Below are 4,226 nucleotides of genomic sequence, written 5' to 3'. Positions count from 1 at the left end.
TTTAATTTTTTTGTTATGTTCGTCTTCTTTCTTCTCAATAAAGCCATTCATTTCAAGTTTTTTAATAGAACGGGCTGCTGTAGTACGATCTACTTTTATCATTTCAGCTACCTTCTCTTGAATGATTCCTGGGCTTTCACAGATTCGCACAAGATATAAATACTGCCCTCTCGTGAGGTCATATTCTTTAAATTCTATATTACTTATTGAATCTAATGCTCTTGCTATCATTCCAATTTCACGTAGTATTTCCTTCATAATGAACTCCTCACCAAACATTTTTGTTGCAAATGCAACATTTAGCATTATATACTCACCCTAACTTAATTTAGTTGTATTTGCAACAAAAAAATATCAATAAAGAGATAGATTATTGTGAAATTTTTCTTTTATGTATTAGGAATCTTGCTATTAACCCTCGACATATCTTTCACGATACAATCTGACCTTGGGACTTCCCCTTTTGGTAGGACTGGTTATCCACGTGGGTTTTGCGGTAGGAACTTGGGAAATAATCATTGCATTGATATTAATAGGGTGTAATTCGCTTCTAAAAAGACAAAAACCAGAAGTTTTGGGGTTGTTAACAGCATTTATACCGGTGTTTAGTATCCATATGTGGCTCTTTTTAGAAAATTTGCTCACATCTGAACTGTGGTACAGCAAAGTTGTTTACTTTGGAATCGGCTTAATCGTTATAGGATTAGGTACTGCAATATATCTACACACAAATTTCGCACCGATCCCGGTTGACCGATTAACGTTAATCATACAAGAAATAACTAAAACAAATATATTTATTTCGAGGTCATTCATTTACCTATTATTTTTAATAATGGCAATGATTTTTAAGGGTCCAATTGGTGTTGGACCTTTATTAACCGTTGGTTTAAGTGGTCTAATACTTAACTATTTTATGCCATTTACTCCAAAGGTATTGGACCCTAATCGAGATAATTGTGACAAATCCCACGTCCTTATACATAAAAAAACCCCTTAAACTTGAAGCGATTAGTAATAATATTAGCTTATCATATGAGTTTAAAATTAGAGAAACGCCCCCGATTGTTTAAGACTCAGTTCCAAGATAATATAAAATTAATGGGAAATCGTCAGGAAAATACTCATTTACAACGTTAAGGAACTTCAAAATAAAAAGCCCAATTTCTCAGTATTAAAATTGAGAAATTGGGCTTTAGTAACTCAGTTAAAGCGCACAATTGTATAATATCACTTTTAAATACAAACCATATATCAGTCCATAAAACCCCCAGCAACCATAAACATTGATTGCTAATTAAAACGTAAATTATAGGTGATTGTCGTTCGACATCTCTCCCTCTACTTACATTATACTCCTAATTATAAATTATTTATAGACTACTCTTTCTATAGTGCCTGTCCTATACTGTTATATACAAATCTAAAAATATAAGGGAGGTATCTGTATGAATGAAAAAAAAGATGTCTTAGATAACGGTCCTTTCTTTCATGGTACTAAAGCAAAACTAAAAATTGGAGATCTATTAGAACCGCAACACTTATCAAATTATCAAGACAAAAAATCTAACTATATATATTTCACTGCAACATTAGACGCAGCTAAATGGGGTGCTGAATTAGCAAAAGCTAAATCAAAAGAAAGAATTTACATTGTAGAACCCTTAGGTGATTTTGAAAATGACCCCAACTTAACTGACCAAAAATTCCCTGGAAACCCAACACGTTCTTATAGGTCAAAATCACCTTTGAAAATCATAGCTGAATTAAGTTCATGGGAACGACATTCGGATGAAGAAATAAATAATATGCTTACTTCTTTAAAAAAGTTAAGCGAACAAGGAAAAAATGTAATTTACGATTAATCTCCAACATCTATAAATTCATGACTTAAAAAATTTCCTTTTAATTCAGGGGGTAAATCCTTACTTGCCCCCGTTTCTTGAAGACTCAATATCAAGATATTATCGTCTAATCCATTTGGGAATAAACATCCAATAGTCACTCTTTGCTATTGATATAAATGGCATAGAACCTTTCTATAGAAATTGTTTTAACCGCAATTAATATTAATCCTAACAACATCCCATTTATCACGATGTCATAAGTCCTTTGTATATATAAAATCATGCCACCACCTATGATAATAAACCCCAGAACTCTCAACGCTTGTAAAACGTAAAAAGTTATTAATTTCCTCCCTATAAGAAATATTTTATTAGTTTGGTGTACAAAATAAATTTCCTCTTATTGAAGATTAATCCCCGATACAGGAAGACTTGATTTCAAGATACTTTATCCAAAGAAAACGGCATATATTATGAACCCTACTATCAGAACTAGAATAATGATCCCAGTACCTTTCCATCCTAAATTCCCAACTAGATCAGGAAGCCCTCCACCGTGGATACTTCCCGAAGGGTCTTTTTTTAATTCTTCTTGCCTAATTCTTTCCCTTGTTGTTTCAGGCTTTTCTTCACTCACGTGAATACCTCCATTAGTAGCAAAAGTCACCATTGTTTAATATTTAGAGTCGAGATTATCATTGTAGTCTCATCTGGAAATCCATTCACATTGGCATTTTGTTCTGATTGGTGCAGCCCTATCCGTGCTCTTTCTTCTCTTTTCCTGCCCCGTTGTTTTTCTTTCTCTTATAGAACACATAAATAGTATTAGCAGTAACCACTAATGCAAAAACGATCAGACAACCTATCACATATTTTAGGCTCAGTTCACGGAGGACGATATAAATTGCAATAAAATTCCCAATAAGTGCCGCTAGAGCCATCACACTTAATCTCCATTCGGAATGTGCAAGTTTCTTCATTTCTTTCCTCCTTCATTCGATTATTATATTTAAGGTCTACAGCACAGTTTCGTTTGGTTTATTGTTCATAAGAGGAGATGTTAGCACCTCTCTCTTAGAACTTCATACAATTCGTCTCCTTCTCCTTATATTACACATACGATATTTGTCAAAAATAATTTAAAATCTCTGTTATCTCGAAACTGTGTCTTTAACTATTCTGCTCGTTAGCAAAAAAAGCGATTGCTCTTATTGAACAATCGCCCCCGTTTTTTTAAGACTCGAAATCAAGATATATTTTATATTTTACTTCAGGACTCCTTAGTGGAGGATCTTAATTTCGCTTTCCATCAAGTGACCGAATAAATAAAAGACCTGAAAAGGCTGTAAGAAGAATTTGAGTTTCTGGTACTTGAAACATTTCGATAAAAAACGGAAGGTCAAGACTAAGCCATTTCACCCAATAAACTCTAGGTATAAAACTTGTAATTGCTAATAAAACAGATAAGATTATTATCCAATTTACTTTAATTCGCTTCTCAAAAATTATATTGTATAATGCTTTCCACCCCATCAAAATACCAAATAAAAATGACCATAAAGACATCGTCATAAGAAGAGTGAAGCTGTCTTCTGATGCTCTCTGTATTGCTGTTTGAAGTTCATGATAGGTACTAATCATTAAATAAAGCAAACCCACCATACCTAAAATTACTGCTAAAGCACCTATTATTCTTTTAAGAATAGTAAAACCTCCTGTGAAAATAAATACGTTTTTATAATGCAGAATGTTTCAAATAACTTATTCTGCCTCATCAGTAAAAAAGCCAAACGTTCCGATATTTATTGCTCTTATGTAATAAAGGGCTATTACTCTATTGAGCAATTGCTACCGTTTGTTTAATAAGAATTCATTTTATAAAAATCACTTTTCTTACCTCAAAATCACTTGGGTCCCAATCTTCTTCACTTGTGTGGTCAATCAATGTTGTTACTTTTATCTTTTGTCCAACTTTAAAATCTGAAGGGTTATCGACTTTTATCTCTTGGTAATCTATCGAGACCAAATTACCTTCTATTCTTGTAACTTCACCGGAAATAATAAACTCTTCTGAATAACTTGAACATCCAACCAGGAAAAGACCCAACAGTATGCCAGTAATAACAGCCTCATCAAATCCCCCTTTGAAGACTTACTCTAATAAATCAGTTTCAGGTTTCCCTTCAACAATCTCGCTCTGTCAGTTAAATAATTAAATACTACGATATTCCTTGCGCTTATGTAATAAAGGACTACTGCTCTATTGAACAATTGCTCCCGTTAGTTGAAAAGAAAATTTCCTACAACCCCAATTAAAATCATTAAGAAAAAGCTCCCAAACAAAAAATATCCTATTAACTTTATTGGTAGTGGTAGTTT

The 4,226-nt window shown here is 33.0% G+C and carries 5 protein-coding genes and 1 pseudogene; 2 read left to right on the top strand and 4 right to left on the bottom strand.

What is annotated here, in order from left to right:
• A partial coding sequence (locus tag LD39_RS07975; protein WP_035544960.1) for a MarR family transcriptional regulator occupies positions 1-258 on the bottom strand: 258 nt, incomplete at its 3' end.
• 117 nt (positions 259-375) lie between these two features.
• On the opposite strand from LD39_RS07975, the pseudogene LD39_RS07970 reads away from it, so the two are divergent.
• Positions 376-1,000: pseudogene (locus tag LD39_RS07970) on the top strand (YitT family protein).
• A gap of 448 nt (positions 1,001-1,448) precedes the next feature.
• Entirely contained in the window at positions 1,449-1,865 is a 417-nt protein-coding gene (arr, locus tag LD39_RS07965) for an NAD(+)--rifampin ADP-ribosyltransferase (protein ID WP_035544959.1), read from the top strand.
• A 430-nt stretch (positions 1,866-2,295) separates the two neighbouring features.
• On the opposite strand, the gene LD39_RS07960 is transcribed toward arr, so the two are convergent.
• From LD39_RS07960 to LD39_RS07950, 3 genes are all read right to left on the bottom strand, one after another.
• Positions 2,296-2,517, bottom strand: a complete 222-nt coding sequence (locus tag LD39_RS07960) for a DUF6366 family protein (RefSeq protein ID WP_081988381.1) — start codon at positions 2,515-2,517, stop codon at positions 2,296-2,298.
• 85 nt (positions 2,518-2,602) lie between these two features.
• Positions 2,603-2,827, bottom strand: coding sequence for a hypothetical protein (locus LD39_RS07955; RefSeq protein ID WP_035544955.1), 225 nt, complete (start codon positions 2,825-2,827; stop codon positions 2,603-2,605).
• 313 nt (positions 2,828-3,140) lie between these two features.
• Positions 3,141-3,509 (bottom strand): hypothetical protein, encoded by a 369-nt coding sequence (locus LD39_RS07950; protein ID WP_156112589.1) that lies wholly within the window; start codon positions 3,507-3,509, stop codon positions 3,141-3,143.
• Positions 3,510-4,226 lie beyond the last annotated feature (717 nt).

The organism is Halobacillus sp. BBL2006 (assembly GCF_000786645.1).
GTDB lineage: Bacteria > Bacillota > Bacilli > Bacillales > Halobacillaceae > Halobacillus.
The sequence above is the reverse complement of the archived record's forward strand: the minus strand, read 5'-3'. Positions and strand labels throughout refer to the sequence as shown.